The organism is Paenibacillus sp. S-38, from assembly GCF_049942825.1.
Classification (GTDB): Bacteria; Bacillota; Bacilli; order Paenibacillales; family NBRC-103111; genus Paenibacillus_G.
In genome coordinates this window covers 7,968,167-7,982,417 of record NZ_CP187970.1, presented here as the reverse complement: position 1 = coordinate 7,982,417, position 14,251 = coordinate 7,968,167, and the positions used below count along the sequence as shown (strand labels likewise).

At 57.1% G+C, this 14,251-nt stretch carries 13 protein-coding genes and 1 pseudogene; 10 read left to right on the top strand and 4 right to left on the bottom strand.

The genetic code is table 11. From position 1 onward, the window contains the following. Window positions 1-298 precede the first annotated feature (298 nt). Window positions 299-703, top strand: a complete 405-nt coding sequence (locus ACP26L_RS34980) for a VOC family protein (RefSeq protein WP_426450188.1) — start codon at window positions 299-301, stop codon at window positions 701-703. Window positions 704-831: 128 nt separating this feature from the next. Here ACP26L_RS34980 and ACP26L_RS34975 read toward each other — a convergent pair whose 3' ends face one another. Further along, the gene (locus ACP26L_RS34975) at window positions 832-1,302 is read right to left on the bottom strand and encodes a hypothetical protein (RefSeq protein ID WP_426450187.1); all 471 of its coding nucleotides are present in this window, start codon (window positions 1,300-1,302) and stop codon (window positions 832-834) included. 256 nt (window positions 1,303-1,558) lie between these two features. Between ACP26L_RS34975 and ACP26L_RS34970 the strand changes: the two genes are divergently transcribed. Then, window positions 1,559-2,104, top strand: a complete 546-nt coding sequence (locus tag ACP26L_RS34970; protein ID WP_426450186.1) for a general stress protein — start codon at window positions 1,559-1,561, stop codon at window positions 2,102-2,104. Window positions 2,105-2,426: 322 nt separating this feature from the next. Here ACP26L_RS34970 and ACP26L_RS34965 read toward each other — a convergent pair whose 3' ends face one another. Further along, complete coding sequence (locus ACP26L_RS34965) at window positions 2,427-2,924, bottom strand: GNAT family N-acetyltransferase (protein WP_426450184.1); 498 nt, start codon at window positions 2,922-2,924, stop codon at window positions 2,427-2,429. A 286-nt stretch (window positions 2,925-3,210) separates the two neighbouring features. Between ACP26L_RS34965 and ACP26L_RS34960 the strand changes: the two genes are divergently transcribed. The 3 genes from ACP26L_RS34960 (at window position 3,211) to ACP26L_RS34950 (ending at window position 5,153) form a co-directional block, all read left to right on the top strand. Further along, entirely contained in the window at window positions 3,211-3,801 is a 591-nt protein-coding gene (locus tag ACP26L_RS34960) for a TVP38/TMEM64 family protein (protein ID WP_426450183.1), read from the top strand. A 238-nt stretch (window positions 3,802-4,039) separates the two neighbouring features. Next, window positions 4,040-4,417, top strand: a complete 378-nt coding sequence (locus tag ACP26L_RS34955; RefSeq protein WP_426450182.1) for a PH domain-containing protein — start codon at window positions 4,040-4,042, stop codon at window positions 4,415-4,417. A 472-nt stretch (window positions 4,418-4,889) separates the two neighbouring features. After that, on the top strand, window positions 4,890-5,153 hold the full coding sequence (locus ACP26L_RS34950; protein ID WP_426450181.1) for a hypothetical protein: 264 nt from the start codon (window positions 4,890-4,892) through the stop codon (window positions 5,151-5,153). A gap of 303 nt (window positions 5,154-5,456) precedes the next feature. Here ACP26L_RS34950 and ACP26L_RS34945 read toward each other — a convergent pair whose 3' ends face one another. Next, a complete protein-coding gene (locus tag ACP26L_RS34945) occupies window positions 5,457-7,127 on the bottom strand; it encodes a sigma-54 interaction domain-containing protein (protein WP_426450180.1) in 1,671 nt (556 codons plus the stop codon). A 384-nt stretch (window positions 7,128-7,511) separates the two neighbouring features. On the opposite strand from ACP26L_RS34945, the pseudogene ACP26L_RS34940 reads away from it, so the two are divergent. The 3 genes and pseudogenes from ACP26L_RS34940 (at window position 7,512) to pruA (ending at window position 11,703) form a co-directional block, all read left to right on the top strand. Beyond that, window positions 7,512-8,824: pseudogene (locus ACP26L_RS34940) on the top strand (MFS transporter). 368 nt (window positions 8,825-9,192) lie between these two features. Beyond that, entirely contained in the window at window positions 9,193-10,107 is a 915-nt protein-coding gene (locus tag ACP26L_RS34935) for a proline dehydrogenase family protein (protein ID WP_426450179.1), read from the top strand. Window positions 10,108-10,134: 27 nt separating this feature from the next. Further along, window positions 10,135-11,703 (top strand): L-glutamate gamma-semialdehyde dehydrogenase, encoded by a 1,569-nt coding sequence (gene pruA, locus ACP26L_RS34930; RefSeq protein WP_426450178.1) that lies wholly within the window; start codon window positions 10,135-10,137, stop codon window positions 11,701-11,703. Between the two features lie 156 nt (window positions 11,704-11,859). Here the strand turns inward: pruA and ACP26L_RS34925 are convergent, their stop codons facing one another. After that, window positions 11,860-12,648 carry an MBL fold metallo-hydrolase gene (locus ACP26L_RS34925; protein ID WP_426450176.1) on the bottom strand — a complete coding sequence of 263 codons (789 nt, stop codon included), beginning with the start codon at window positions 12,646-12,648 and terminating at the stop codon, window positions 11,860-11,862. Between the two features lie 298 nt (window positions 12,649-12,946). Between ACP26L_RS34925 and ACP26L_RS34920 the strand changes: the two genes are divergently transcribed. Together ACP26L_RS34920 and ACP26L_RS34915 are read left to right on the top strand one after the other, a co-directional pair. After that, window positions 12,947-13,366, top strand: coding sequence for a MarR family winged helix-turn-helix transcriptional regulator (locus ACP26L_RS34920; RefSeq protein WP_426450175.1), 420 nt, complete (start codon window positions 12,947-12,949; stop codon window positions 13,364-13,366). A gap of 113 nt (window positions 13,367-13,479) precedes the next feature. Next, window positions 13,480-14,022: an NAD(P)H-dependent oxidoreductase gene (locus ACP26L_RS34915; protein ID WP_426450174.1), complete on the top strand. Its 543-nt coding sequence runs from the start codon at window positions 13,480-13,482 to the stop codon at window positions 14,020-14,022. Window positions 14,023-14,251 lie beyond the last annotated feature (229 nt).

The following is a 14,251-nucleotide window of genomic DNA, read 5'->3' as shown; positions in this document are numbered from 1 at the left end:
AGGAAATAAGTGCACTTGTTGCTTTTGATACATATTGTATCATATTATGTGGGAAGTTTCGACTGCCTCCCAGCAGGGGATAGACGGTGGTGTTGCTGCATGATACAGCATTCGCAAGCCGGACTGTTCTTGTGGCGGCAGGGGAGCAAGAGGGGTGGAAGCGGACGGCAGGAAAAGCGGCGGATGCGGGCGCCCGGAATATCCACGATGGGTCGCGGGAACGATGGAGTGGGAACAAGCTTGGCGGTAAGGAACGGCTTGGATGTTTTGAGAGAAGACTCCAAAGGAGGAGATAAGGATGGCGGTACTTCGCCCTTATATGTACGGAGAAGATGTACGGCGGCAGGCGGCTTTCTATGCGGAAGCGCTGGGCGGAAAGATTAACGCGGTGATGACTTATGGGGAAGGAGGCTTCGGCAGCGGCGAAGATCAGGAGAAGGCCATGCATCTGGAGCTGGAAGCCGCCGGGCTGCTCTTCTATCTGGCCGATGTGATACGGGGGCCGGTCGTGCGGGGCAGCGCCCTCGATCTGAACCTGGAGTTCCCGAAGGAAGACGAGGCCCGGCGGGCGTTTGAGGGTTTGGCGGCAGGAGGCGAGATTCTCATGCCTCTCGAGATGGTGTTCTGGGGGGCGCTCTTCGGGCGCGTCAGGGACCGCTATGGGGTGCAGTGGCAGATCTCTACACCACGGCAGGGGGCATAGAGTCCCTCCGGTGCGAAGGGATTCGCGCCCCAAGCACAGAAAAGCACGAAGCGGCTGCTTCGTGCTTTTCTGTGCTTGCGGGCAGGACGCTCTGTCAAGCCGGCGTATCCTCCGCTTGCGGAACTCGATCAGCGGCGGGAGAAGCCTTCTTCCTTGAGATACTCGACCGCTTCTTCATAAGTCTCGTATGCGGATTCCAGATTCAGTCCGGAGTAGACATACCACAGCTCATCCTCGAAGATGAGGGAGAGGGTCTGGCCCTCCGAATTCATCCACCGCTCGTCCTTGGAGCTGGCGCCCACTGCCTGTTCGGCCGCGGACCTCGGGGCCAGGGATTGGATCGAGCCCTTGATCAGGCTGCGCAGCGCATCCTCTTCGAAGTCCCGGATATTGACAAGGCCGCGCTCGTCCGTATCATAGCCTTCGATCGAACCGGCATAGACGAAGCCGTTGCCGTTCGGGTGCAGATGGTACACGACGACCTTCTTGTCCTGGGCGCTCTCATCGTAATGGAAGTTGATGCGTCCAAGAGAGACGTCTTTGCGTTTCAGTTCAGGGAAGCTCTCGATCACCGCGAGCTTTTGTTCAAAAGTCAGCATGGATTCCTCCGCGTGTAAGTGGGTTGGTGTGTACAGTTGAGTGCTGTTCCTTATTATAGCATATCCGCTTCCAGGTGCCTTAAAGCAGGGTTGTCCGTTTCGCTGGGCCGGGGCGAGGTTAATACAGTTATGCAGCGGCAAGACAAACCAGCGCTTGCGCCGGAGCAGCCAGACTTACTGGAGCTTCTGGTGTACAAGCCCTTACATGTTGAGGCGGCCCGCACACCGGGTCAGCTATACCAAGGAGGGAATCACCATGAGTGCAAAGAAACTGGTAGGCGTATTTCGTTCTGAACAAGAAGCAATTGCAGCGATTGAGGGGTTGAAGCGCCAAGGGTACAGCTCGAATGATATTTCGGTCATCGCCAGAGATAAAGAGGACGTCAGCGCGGTGTCCGAATCGACGGGCACGAAGGCGCCTGAGGGAGCGGCGACCGGTGCGGCGACGGGCGGTGCGCTCGGCGGAATCGCCGGCCTGCTGGCAGGGATCGGCGCGCTGGCCATCCCGGGCGTAGGCCCGATCATCGCGGCAGGTCCGATTGCAGCTGCGCTGACGGGTGCGGCTGTAGGCGCCGGTGCCGGCGGGGTCGTAGGCGGCCTGATCGGGATGGGGATACCGGAAGACGAGGCTAACACGTACAACAACTACGTGAAAGAAGGGAACATTCTCGTGCTGGTGGATTCCCGTCCGGATCTCGATAACGAGGTGTACGGCACCTTCCGTTCGAACAATTCGCTGAATGCGAATATGTACGATACGGACTATAACACCACCACGACGACAACGCAGCATCTGCGCTAAGAGGCAGGATCGGCGCGGAACCAGGAGGCACCCGTAAGGGTGCCTTTTTGCGTCTCTCCGGGGAGGGGGATAGAATGTTTGTATAAATGTTCCATAAATGTAAGTTTTGGTTTATCATGGAGATATATCATTCCGAAAAAGGAGGAGAGGAAGTTGACAGCCGCACAGACGTGGGTTGGCCGGGCTTCCATGAAGCTCTATGGCAAATATCTTCTAATTCCCCGTTCTATTCGGATCAGGGTTTTCTGGGGTTGTATGCTAAGAGGCCGGCGGCAGGTAATTCCCTCCGTTCCGGCCTTTTTCATTGAGCCGCCTGTCAATGCTACCCCTGCAGCTTCAGCAGCAGCGTCCAGGAGGTGCCTGACTCGCCCGCCCGCACGAAGCCGAGCCGCTCATACAGGCGCAGCGCGGCATTGGACGGATCGACGCTGAGGGAGAGTGCCGGATAACCGGCCTTGGACGCTTCCGATATCAGATGGTGCAGCAGCTGTGTGCCGATCCCCTGGCCTTCGAGGCCTGGCAGGACCGCGACGCTGAGCTCCGGCGTCCGCTCATCCACGAAGCCGTAGCCGGGCTGCTCTGCGGTATGAAGCCTGTACCAGGCTGCGCCCGCCGGCTTGCCCTCCGCGGTACGGACGATCCAGCCGCTGTCCCCCGGACGGCCCCAGCCGTCCAGACAGGCGCGGATGCCGGGCTCCGCGAGCAGCACCTCTTTCGGAGGCTTGTTCTCCGGAATATGAATCATGGCATAGAGCATATCCCAGAGGAAGGGCAGGTCCTCCGGCATGGCGGGAGTGATAGGCAGAACGGGAGTGGGCATGGGCAGGTCCCCTTTGTTGTTGGAATGATGGGCGCCCCCGCTTTGGGTGAATGCTGCTCGGGGCTCCGGGGGCCGCCCGTCCGGCCCCCGGGCAGGCAGGGGCGGGCAGTCACGGCCTTTCTGCTCTCATTGTACACGTGAATCTCCGGTGTTCCCAGGGAAGAGACGGTTGTTACTTAAACGTTCCTGCGATACCTCCCTTGAAGGGCTGCTGTAGAGAATTTGCGGCCGGCCATCCCGGTCAGGTATAGTGGAATTACTATAACCCCGAAGGTGATCCGAGCATATGAGTTGGAACGAAACCTTATCCCGTATGAATTGGCATCAAGTGGAGCATTGGCTGAAGCAGTATGAAGCCCTTGGGCCCCTGCCCGGCATCGTGGCACCGATGGTGGAGTCTTATATCCCGGTGCTGCCGCTGGTGGCCATTCTTGTTGCGAACGTCAATGCTTATGGTCTCGCCGAGGGCTTCCTGCTCTCCTGGATCGGTGTCGTTCTTGGCTCCATCAGCGTATTCGCCATTGTAAGACGGTTCGGCGGGCGGATCCGCGGCTGGATCGAACGGAAGCACCCGCGCTCCCAGCGGCTCATTCACTGGCTGGAGACGCACGGCTTCACGCCGATCTTCGTGCTGGCCTGCTTTCCCTTCACCCCCTCGTCGCTGGTGAATATCGTCGCGGGGCTGTCGCGGGTTCCCTTTCATACGTTTGCCGTGGCCACGGCGCTCGGCAAGGGCGTCATGATCTTCCTGGTGTCCTTTGCGGGCCACGATATCGACAGCCTGCTGCGTCAGCCCTGGAAGATCGCTCTGGTGCTCTGCGTCTTCGCCGTCATGTGGCTGATGGGACGCAGGCTGGAAGGGAAGTATTTCAAGTAAGCGCACCTGCCCCTTCTGTGCCGTGCTCCATGCCAACACCCCTGCATCCCCGCCGGAAGCCGTTCCGGTAGGAAGCAGGGGTGTTTTTTTGTGCGGGATGGATTCAGCACCGGAGGGCATGTCGGTCCGCGTGTGAGATGGCAGGCTCGTTGATTGCGCAGTTCCGCATCTTGACGTGGTAAACCAAGCGGCTGCATCGTATACTCATCGTAAACGACAATGGAAAGGCGGGGAACCTATGGGGCTGTTCGACGGACTGATGGGGAATGCGTCCGAGGTGCCGGCCGGGGAAGCGCAGCAGGAATTCGGAGCGCTGCTGACCCGGGAGGAGCGGGTGGAGAAAGCGTACAAACTGATCCGCGATATTTTTCTCTTCACGAACAAAAGGCTCATCCTCGTGGACAAACAGGGCGTGACCGGGCGGAAGATCGAATACTTGTCGGTGCCCTACCGCAGCATCACGCGGTTCAGCATCGAGACCGCCGGCACGTTCGATCTGGATGCGGAGCTGAAGATCTGGGTGTCCGGAACGGCGGAGCCGGTGCGCAAGCAGTTCAACAAGAGCCTTAATATCTATGCGCTGCAGGCGATATTGGCCGAATATGTTCTGAAATAGAGAAAACGGGCTGCCGGAAGGAGGGCAGTCCGTCTTTTCGCTTCGGCTTACGCTTGGGTCCCGGGGGCTGCGGTGGCCAACTATGCGACCAATATTCTCAACAAGCTGCAGGTACAGGACCGTGAAGAGGCGATCCGGCTGGCGCGTGAATCCCGGCTCGGGCCGGAGGATTTCGGAACGGGATGAGGCGGTTTCGCCTGAAGGACCGGTCCTGGCCGGAGCGGAGGAATAAGCGGGGAAGTGGCTCCTTTCCTTGTGGGGGCAGGCAAGCTTCTTTGGCAGGAGATCTGTGTTAGCTAAAGTAAATTTTAGACGTTTCGACAATTCCTCTACAAATTTCGATGGTTTCCCCGTGTAGTGCATGGTAATCTACAGGAATCGGCAAAGGATGCTGACCGGATCCGCCCTGCATGCACAGGAGGGTCCCCAAGAAACCTGCCGTCAGCAGGACAAAAGAGAAGGAGAAACGCGAATGGCGCTCAGCCTTCAATTCAAAGCCGCGCTGCTGAAGTCGCACGAGAACCTGGCCTACCGGATTGCCTATCATCTGCTCGGAACACCCGAGGAGGCGGCCGAAGCGGCCATGAAGTCGCTCCTCGAATTGTCGCAGGACCAGCGGTTCTTCTGGATTCCGGAGGAACTGCAGCGCAGGAAAGTCAAGGAAGCGGTAATCCATCACTCCCTGCACAGGAAGAAGCAGGAGGCGTGCAGGTGGCCCGCTGGGGCTGTCCACTGAGGAAGCCTCGCCCGCGGCGTGCAGAACGCCGTATAACCATCGTCCCACCAGGCAAGTCCCATAGACAAGGTCCACAAGACAATGCACCAAGATAACCCCTCCCATGCAGCGGAGGGAAAAGTCGGATAGCATGTCAACCCTAAAAAGCCGGCCCGGAAGGAAGTCTTCCGGAGCCGGCTTTTTAGGGTTTTTTGGGCTGGTAAAAAAGGAATGCTCCTCCCGCTCCTGCTGAATCGGCCCGAAGGAAAGCGCGAAGTGCTGGCAGCTCCACGTTGATTCAGGGGATTGGACGCGAATGGGGGGCTAATCCATCTGATATTCCTTGAGCTTATTGTACAGGGTGCCCCGGGAGACGCCGAGCAGCTTGGCGGCGGCGCTCTTGTTGCCGAGTGTCTTGGCTAAGGCTTCCCGGATCAATTGAAGCTCTTCGTTCTCGGAGATATTCGTCCGCAGCACCTTTTCCCGCCGAACGGTCGTGCCTTCGAAGAATTCCACATCGAGCGGCTGTTCGTCCTGAATGATTCTCGGCAAGTGCTCGTGCGTAATCTGATCTTCCTCGCTCAGGATGACACAGCGCTCGATGATATTCTTCAGCTCACGGATGTTGCCGGGCCAATCGTAATTCATCAGAGCGAGCATAACCTCCGGTGCGATATGCGGCAGAGGCTTTTGGTACTGAAGCGCATATTCCCGGAGATAGAGTTGAATCATGCCTGGGAGGTCCTCCTTACGCTCACGCAGAGGCGGCAGGACGATCGTGATGACATTCAGCGCATAATACAGGTCGGCCCGGAATTCGCCCCGCTCCACCAGCGGGAGCAGATCCTTATCGGCTGCGGCGATGATGCGTGTGCTGACGCTGACCGGGGTATGGCCTCCCGAGCGGATCACCGTGCGGTTCTGCATAGAGTGGTACAGCTTCGCCTGCGTATCGAGAGGAAGTTTGTCGATCTCTTCGATGAACAGGGTGCCGCCATCGGCAAGCTCCATCTTGCCGGCGCTGCCGGTCTCGTTGCCGGTGAAGGCTCCGCCCTGATAGCCGAACAGCTCGGTATCGAGCAGTCCGGCAGGTATGGCCCCGCAGTTTACGGCAAGACAGGGGGCTTGCGCCCGGCGGCTCGCGCCATGGATCGTGATGGCCAGCTGCTCCTTGCCTACGCCCGTCTCGCCGACGATGAGCAGGGGGTTATCCGCCGAGGCCACCTTGCGGGCCAGACGGATGGCTTGGCCCATGGCTTCCCCTTTACCGGAGAGAGAGACGAACGGATCCCCTTGGTCGGCGTTCACCTCCAGCCGGTTGGCTGTGGACAGTTCCTCGTTCAACCGGACGAGGTTCGTGATGTCCTGCTCCGTGGCGATGCCCCCGATGATGCGGCCGTCCTTGTCCAGAATCGGCGAAGCGTTGATGAGAACGTGAGTGCCCGGGCGGGGACGGTGATAGGTGCTGCGGATGCGCCGGCCCTCATCGAGAATCTTCATGATGATGAGAGACTCGGCATCGAAGTGTTCTCCGATGCGGCGTCCGAGGATGTCCGACTTCGGAATGCCGTATACCTCTTCCGCCGGAGAGTTCCAGCAGACGACCCGGCCGCTGCGGTCCACAACGGTGACGGCATCAGCCACCGTCTCGGCCAGGGAATAGAAGTAGGAGGCGTACTGCCGGTAGCCATTCAGCAGGAAGTGGAGCAGGTCGGCGGGCAGGCTGTAGCCAAGCACAGGGCCGGCAGGGCTGCGGAAGACGACCGGCCGGGAGCCGAAGGGCGGAGCATCCAGCAGGGCATCCGGCAGGGCGAGACTCTCGTCCAGGAGCCAGACCGCGGAAGCCAGGTCCGTGCCCGTCTTCAAATAGTCCTCCACAGTCAGGGAAGGCGTATCTGGAAAAAGGGCGATATCACTGGGCGTAAACAGAAAGACCGACGGCCCGATCTCCATACAGGCGCTCCCGGACTGCTGCAGATGCTCCTTCAGAGCCATGATCGGAAGAGATGGGGATAGCATGGCGTACGATGTATATATGGGAAATTGTTCAGAATTGAACATAGGGTGACCTCACGCATATAGGATACTTTTAAATTTATCATGAAAACTTCATCGAAACAATGAGACGGCCCTCTACAGGAAAACCCAGCCATTGGAAAAGTTGTTCAAAATTAAACATGTAAATCAATTTAGAACATTTCAACGAAAAACAGTGTACAAGGTGTTTATTTTTATTGTATAATTATACATGTAAGAAATCATGACATCGACGGATAGGAGGTTGTGAGGCCTTTTTTAGGTCTGGTTTATAAGAGCTGGAAACCGTTTTCCTGCATTCTTCCAAGCAAAGACACAGTACATAGGGAGGTTACTCTTCGCATGGCACAGACTCAAACGGCGGCACCCTTAGGAGCACCCAAGAAAACGGCGGTCCGGGCGCTGGTAGCGAGCTTGATCGGAAGCTCCATCGAAGGTTCGATTACTTTTTCTACGGCACCGTGGCATCCTTGGTCTTCAATAAATTGTTCTTTCCGAGCTTCGATCCTGTCGTAGGCCTGCTCTTATCGTATCTATCCTTCGCGCTTCCTTTCTTTATCCGCCCGCTCGGCGGGGTGATCTTCAGCCACATCGGCGATAAAATCGGCCGTAAAAAGACACTTGTGTTAACGCTTTCCCTTATGGGCGGGTCCACGGTTCTGATCGGTCTTCTGCCGGATTATAACGCGATCGGTGTCATGGCGCCGATCCTGCTCATTCTCATGCGCTGTATTCAAGGCCTTGGCATCGGCGGGGAGTGGGGCGGTGCGCTGCTTCTGGCCGTCGAGTATTCGGGCAAGAACAACCGCGGGTTTTTCGGAAGTATTCCGCAGATGGGCGTCACGATCGGGATGCTGATGGGAACGCTGTCCATCTCCCTGCTCAGTCTGCTGCCGGATGAGCAGTTCATGTCCTGGGGTTGGAGAATCCCGTTCCTCTTCAGCGCCCTTCTGGTGCTGGTAGGGCTGTGGATCCGGGGCGGCCTCGACGAAACGCCTGCGTTCAAGGAAGCGAAGGAAACCGGGAACATCGCCAAGGTGCCTATCGTCGATACCCTCCGCTACCACTGGAAGTCGGTGCTCATCGCCGTGGGGGCGAAAGTCGTGGAAACCGGACCGTTCTACATCTTCTCCACCTTCATTATCGCCTATGCAACCAAGTTCCTGGCTTATGACAGGGTGACCGCGCTCAATGCCGTGACGATCGCCACCCTGGTGACTACTATCATGATTCCGATCATGGGCAAGCTGTCCGACAAGATCGGCCGCAAGCCGCTGTATATCGGCGGAACGATTGCCATCATCCTGTTTGCCTTCCCTTACTTCTACCTGCTGTCGCTCAAGACAACGGCAGCCATCATCGCCGCAACCGTAATCGGTCTCGGTCTGCTGTGGGCTCCGATTACCGCGGTGCTCGGTACAATGTTCTCCGAAATTTTCAGCACGAACGTTCGTTATACCGGTGTGACACTGGGCTACCAGCTCGGTGCCGCCATCGCCGGGGGCACGGCGCCGCTGATTGCGACCTACCTGCTTGATGCCTACAACAATTCGTGGGTGCCGGTGGCCATCTATATCATCGTCACCGGCGTGATCTCGCTCGCTGCGCTCGCTGCGGCGCGGGAGTACAAGGGCAAGGAACTGGATAACAGCTAGATCAGTTTTACATGTACAAGGTTATACGGAGGCCGTTTTCGGGAGAGGCACGCCGCTCTCCCGGGAGGGCTTCTTTTTATTAGGTATAGGAGCAGATCCCCAGCCAAGTTGGAGCTTTCCTGCATCGTAAGAAAAGTCTCCGATCAACCACGGAAGTCCTTCATCGAAAGGACTTCCGTGGTTTTTCTTTATGGATGGGCGGGCACCTTCGTCTTCATCGGAATACAATAGATGAAAAATTGATTACTGTGTACAAAACGCGTGTTTAATTTATGGTGTTTAAAAGAATGATGTTGTACAAAATTAGAACGTGTTGTACAATTACGCTATACAATTTGAACACTGTCAACCAGGAGGCTGATCTGTACATGGAGATGCTGCTCAGAAACATGTTTCAGACGCTTGGAAAAAGCCGTTCAGCCAATAAGCTTGCCAAGAAATACGGATTGCGGTTCGGTGCCGGCCGCTTCGTTGCAGGGGAGACGATCAAGCAGTCGATCGAAGCCGTCCGCGGTCTGAACCGGGAGGGGCGGGTCGTGACGCTGGATCATCTCGGCGAATTCGTCAGTACGGAGGCGGAAGCGAGAGAATCGGCGCAAATGTGTCTGCTCACGCTGGATGCGATTGAGGAGGCGGGCGTGCAGTCGAACCTGTCCCTGAAGATGACGTCGCTCGGACTGGATATATCCAAGGATCTCTGCGTGTCGAATATGCGGCAGATTCTGGACCGGGCGCGGCAGTACGGCAACTTCGTGCGCATTGACATGGAGGATTACGCGCATTGTCAAATTTCCCTGGATATCTACCGCGAGCTCCGCAAGGAATACGACAATGTGGGGATCGTCATTCAAGCCTATCTGTACCGGACGGAGCAGGATATCCGGGACCTGGGGGAGCTGAAGGCGAACCTGCGGCTGGTCAAAGGGGCGTATAAGGAATCGACGAAGGTGGCGTTCCCCGAGAAAAGCGATGTCGACGAGAACTACAAGAGGATCATCCGGTCGCATCTGCTCGGCGGCCATTATACGGCTGTGGCAAGCCATGATGCGAAGATCATCGAGTATACGAAGAACCTTGTGAGGGAGCAGGGGATCCCGCTGGACCGATTCGAGTTCCAGATGCTGTACGGGATTTGTGAGGAGCTTCAGCAGGCGCTCGTCCGCGAGGGCTACAAGGTGCGGGTATACGTTCCTTATGGCGTCGACTGGTTCGGCTATTTTATGAGGCGTTTAGCGGAGCGGCCGGCCAATGTCTGGTTCGTTCTTAAGAATATATTCAAATAACAATCCGTTCTCGAAAGGGGTAATATCATGAGCACACTGACTACGATCACGCCATACGCCAACGAACCGTTTACCGATTTTTCCTTGCAGGAAAACCGCAAGGCTATGGAGGCGGCTATCGCCAAGGTGAAGAGCGAGCTCGGGCGGATGCATCCGCTGCACATCGGTGCAGAAAAAATCGTCACCGGAGCCAAGATCACCTCCATCAATCCGGGTAATGTGGATGAAGTCATCGGCTATGTCAGCAAGGCGGACCAGACGCTGGCCGAGAAAGCGATGAATGTCGCCCTCGAAACGTTCGAAAGCTGGAAGAAGGTGCCGGCACGGGAACGCGCCGAATACCTGTTCAAGGCGGCGAAGCTGATGCGCGAGCGCAAGCATGAATTCTCCGCGACGATGATCCTCGAGTCCGGCAAAAACTACGTCGAAGCGGACGTGGACACGGCCGAAGCGATCGACTTCATGGAGTTCTATGCGCGCGAGATCATCCGTCTCAGCCAGGTCAACGAGACCCAGCCGCTGACGAAGATCCCGGGCGAGGATAACAACATCTCTTACATCCCGCTCGGCGTAGGCGTGATTATTCCGCCATGGAACTTCCCGCTCGCGATCTGTGTGGGCATGACGACGGCGGCCGTCGTATCGGGGAACACGGTGCTGCTCAAGCCGGCTTCCACGACGCCGGTCATCGCGCACAAGTTCGTCTCTCTGATGGAAGAAGTCGGCCTGCCTGCCGGCGTCATCAACTTCATTCCCGGCAGCGGTGCCGAGGTGGGCGACTACCTGACGACGCACCCGAAGACCCGCTTCATCTCTTTCACGGGCTCCAAGGAAGTCGGCCTGCGCATCAACCGCCTCGCGGCAGAGACCGCTCCGGGCCAGATCTGGATCAAGCGTGTCGTAGCGGAGATGGGCGGCAAGGACGGCATCGTCGTCGACGAGACGGCAGATCTCGATGCCGCGGCACAGGGCATAGTAGCTTCCGCCTTCGGCTTCCAGGGCCAGAAGTGTTCGGCCGGCTCCCGCGCGTTCATCGTCGAATCGGTATACGATGAAGTCGTGGCAAAGGTGGAGAAGCTCGTGCAGGGGCTGAAGGTCGGCCTGCCGGAGCAGAACTTCGCTGCGGGTCCGGTCATCGACAAGAACTCCTATGAGAAGATTCTTGAATACATTGAGATCGGCAAGGGCGAAGGCCGGCTGATCGCAGGCGGAGGCAAGGCGGAAGGCAACGGCTACTACATCCAGCCTACGGTCTTCGTCGATGTGCCGGGTAAAGCCAGAATCATGCAGGAAGAAATATTCGGACCGGTGCTGGCCATCGGCAAAGCGAAGGATTACCAGGAAGCGATCGCCTTGTACAACGATACGGAATTCGGTCTGACGGGATCGTTCTACTCGACGAATGAAGAGCGCATTGCCGAAGCGCTGGACACTATGCACTGCGGCAACCTGTATGTGAACCGCAAATGTACGGGAGCCCTGGTCGGCGTGCATCCGTTTGGCGGATTCAACATGTCCGGTACGGACTCCAAGGCAGGCGGCTACGATTACCTGCTGCTCTTCACCCAAGCCAAGCTGACTTCCCGCAAGCTGTAGTTCTTCCTGATGGCTGCTGTCTTGGCAGTCTTGTCTGCGCGGTATTCGGTCCGTTTGGCGGAGGAGCTGCAGGAGACGGCAGCAGGCAAGTTCAAGGTGTAAAAAGAAGCCTTCCCGGAATGATTTCTCCGCGAGGGCTTCTTTGTCCTAAAGGTGTCAGCTCGTCTGAGTCGGCGATCCTTGGGGGGCTGCGGCAGTCGAGAGCTTCACCAGCTCCAGGAGCTGCGTCTGTGCGCCCTCTGAACACAAGCCGCCGTGATAGCAGATGATGCGGTCAATCTCTAAGGCCGTCAGCTTTTGCAGCGACCGCATGGCGGCATCCATATCGAGCGTGTTGTATGCGATTGGCCCGCGCAACTCGCCGTCTTGGCATACTAGGGCGTCGGCTGCCACGAGCGTCCGGCTCTTCTCGTGGAATAAGCTGATGTGCCCTTCCGTATGGCCGGGGGTATGGATCACGCGAATGCCCCCGCAGTAAGGAAGGAGCTGGCCGTCGTCTAGTGTGGCTTGGACCGGGGTGGACGGCGGATTCGCGCATAGAGCCAGTAACTGCTGCTTGGCCTCTTCCGGCATCTGGAGCTTGGACAGAAGGGGTGCCATGGCGGCAGGGGTGGTTTTGATGAGAGGGAGCTCTCCCTCGATATAAGGTTTATCGAGCGAATGTGCGTACACCCGCAGCGAATCGGGGGCTGCCCGGAGCACGTCGGGCGCGCTGCCGATATGATCGAGATCCTGATGGGTCAGGATCAGGGCGGTTAATCGCTCCAGCGGCACCCCGGCCTCCTGCATCGCATCGCGCAGCTTCGGCAGATCTCCGGGCATGCCTGTATCGATTAACACGGCGGATTCCTGATCCCAGATCAACGTGGGATACAGGCTCGATTTTCCCCCTCCTATACCCTCGGCCTCAATCTTAAGCATGGCAACTCCATTAGCTGCAAGCATTCCATCATTCCCCTTTCGTGAATCCATAATTTGGTTGGCCAAATTATATATACCATGCACGATTAGGTTGTTTCAAGAGATAAATTTTATATTATAACACAAAAATAAATATTTGTCAATGAGTCAGAAAGGGTGATTTCAAGCGCCCAAAAGCATATGCCCTGCTGCAGAAGAAGGAGAGCGGAGGTAGGGTGACGAGCGGAAAAAGGAAAGCAGCCATTTGTAAAAATGTCCCTTGACAATAATACCCATACACATTATTGTTGTATGTACAAACAACAACAAGGGATTGACGACCATGACCGAACCTAATTTTGACAAGTGCCTGTACTTCACGATCAGCAAGCTGAACCGGATCATCACGAAGATTGCGGAAGAGGAATTTGCCCGGATCGGTTTGTCGCCCACGTATGCCTTCCTGCTCATGCTGGTGAACAGCCGGCCCGGCATCACACCGACGGAGCTTAGCGAGAAGCTGTTCGTTACCCCGTCCACGATCACCCGCTTTCTCGACAAGCTGGAGGGGAAGGGACTGGTCCACCGGAGAGGGGAAGGCAAGCGGATCTGCGTTCAGCCTACGGAACAGAGCCTCGAGATACAGGAGAAGCTCGATACCGCATGGGACGGTCTTTGCCCGCGCTACTTCGAATTGTTTGGCGAAGAGATGTGCCGCGAGCTCTCCCGCGTGACGAAGGAAGCGGCAGAGAAGGCAAGATAGAAAGCGGGATAGAAGGATGGCCTGACAAAGGGTCAGGGATAGTGAGAGTCCGTCCATGACGGCCTTCTCTTGATATATATTTGTATGTACAACCAAACGAGGAGTGAGTAACGATGAAAACGTTAGTGCTTGTTGTCCACCCGAACCTGGCGGCATCCCGGGTGAACCGCCGCTGGGCGGAGGAGATCGGGAAGCAGGAGGGCGTCACCGTTCACCGTCTGTATGAAGCTTACCCGGATTGGCAGATCGACGTGGCCAAGGAACAGGCGCTCCTGGAAGCCCATGACCGGGTGGTACTGCAGTTTCCTTTCTACTGGTACAGCTCTCCTCCGCTCCTCAAAAAGTATCTGGACGACGTGCTGACGTACGGATGGGCTTACGGCTCGAGCGGCACCAAGCTGCGCGGCAAGGAGCTGCTTGTCGCGATCTCCCTGGGAGGAACACTGGAAGACTACCAGCCTGGCGGGAGAAACCAATTTACGATTCCGGAGCTGCTGAGGCCGATCCAGGCCACGAGCAATATGATCGGGACGAAGTACCTTCCGGTATTTGCCTACGGTGGAGTATTACAGCAGAGTGAAGAAGACCTGGACCGGAGCGCGGAGCTCTATGTACAGCATGCGCTCAGGACCGAATTCGCCGCCGTGCCTCTCTAAGTGGGAGAAGGGCCGGCAGGGGGCTGGAAGCGGTGGCATTCGACGCTTGTTTGAGGCCTTATCGTACACGAAGCTTGAGAGGCAGCCGGGTTTCCGTCGGGATACCGGCTGCTTTTTTTTTGCAGGGTTGATTGGATCCGCTTGGGCAGTTTGGTTCATAGCCATTCTTTCCATATCCTGTCTGCGGGACATACCATACAATAAGAATACATGATGACGCGGAGAGCGT

Coding starts and splice junctions, on each gene's coding strand:
- ACP26L_RS34950 (WP_426450181.1), top strand. CDS start 4,890: ATGGCGCTCAGCCTTCAATTCAAAGCCGCGCTGCTGAAGTCGCACGAG.
- ACP26L_RS34935 (WP_426450179.1), top strand. CDS start 9,193: ATGGAGATGCTGCTCAGAAACATGTTTCAGACGCTTGGAAAAAGCCGT.
- pruA (WP_426450178.1), top strand. CDS start 10,135: ATGAGCACACTGACTACGATCACGCCATACGCCAACGAACCGTTTACC.
- ACP26L_RS34960 (WP_426450183.1), top strand. CDS start 3,211: ATGAGTTGGAACGAAACCTTATCCCGTATGAATTGGCATCAAGTGGAG.
- ACP26L_RS34975 (WP_426450187.1), bottom strand. CDS start 1,302: ATGCTGACTTTTGAACAAAAGCTCGCGGTGATCGAGAGCTTCCCTGAA.
- ACP26L_RS34965 (WP_426450184.1), bottom strand. CDS start 2,924: ATGCCCACTCCCGTTCTGCCTATCACTCCCGCCATGCCGGAGGACCTG.
- ACP26L_RS34945 (WP_426450180.1), bottom strand. CDS start 7,127: ATGGCTCTGAAGGAGCATCTGCAGCAGTCCGGGAGCGCCTGTATGGAG.
- ACP26L_RS34955 (WP_426450182.1), top strand. CDS start 4,040: ATGGGGCTGTTCGACGGACTGATGGGGAATGCGTCCGAGGTGCCGGCC.
- ACP26L_RS34915 (WP_426450174.1), top strand. CDS start 13,480: ATGAAAACGTTAGTGCTTGTTGTCCACCCGAACCTGGCGGCATCCCGG.
- ACP26L_RS34920 (WP_426450175.1), top strand. CDS start 12,947: ATGACCGAACCTAATTTTGACAAGTGCCTGTACTTCACGATCAGCAAG.
- ACP26L_RS34925 (WP_426450176.1), bottom strand. CDS start 12,648: ATGCTTGCAGCTAATGGAGTTGCCATGCTTAAGATTGAGGCCGAGGGT.
- ACP26L_RS34980 (WP_426450188.1), top strand. CDS start 299: ATGGCGGTACTTCGCCCTTATATGTACGGAGAAGATGTACGGCGGCAG.
- ACP26L_RS34970 (WP_426450186.1), top strand. CDS start 1,559: ATGAGTGCAAAGAAACTGGTAGGCGTATTTCGTTCTGAACAAGAAGCA.